Origin of the sequence: Pseudoalteromonas sp. T1lg22, assembly GCF_002964645.1 — a bacterium.
Taxonomy (GTDB): Bacteria; Pseudomonadota; Gammaproteobacteria; order Enterobacterales; family Alteromonadaceae; genus Pseudoalteromonas.
Genome location: NZ_PQBY01000037.1, coordinates 1 through 437 on the forward strand (window position 1 = coordinate 1; position 437 = coordinate 437).

Consider the following 437-nt stretch of genomic DNA (forward strand, 5'->3'; position numbering starts at 1 on the left):
GTAATGTGGGGCTATAGCTCAGCTGGGAGAGCGCCTGCCTTGCACGCAGGAGGTCAGCAGTTCGATCCTGCTTAGCTCCACCACTTTACTACTCCTTCTTATAGATAAACATTCTTTCGGGGAAATGCCCTGAGAATAGAGTGTGTTTAACTCTGAGAAGTCATTCTCTTGCTCTTTAAAAATTTGGAAAGCTGATAAAAACTTTGAATTGTTCAATTTGAATAATTTAGAGTTCTCAATAAGTAAAGAAATAAATTCGCCAGAAGTTAGAATACTAAAGTAGACGCACAATCAATCTTTCAATTGACTGGCATATTTCTTTACTTATTGAGAACTCTAAATCATTCAAAATTGAACAATTCAAAGTTTTTATCAGCTTTCCAAATTTTTAAAGAGCAAAATATTACCTACCGGACTTGCCAGTAAGTAACAATCAT

The 437-nt window shown here is 35.7% G+C and carries 1 tRNA gene; it reads left to right on the forward strand.

The annotated features are described in order from the left end of the window. Nucleotides 1-7 precede the first annotated feature (7 nt). Nucleotides 8-83: transfer RNA gene (locus C2M24_RS15895), tRNA-Ala, on the forward strand. The last annotated feature ends 354 nt before the right edge of the window (nucleotides 84-437 follow it).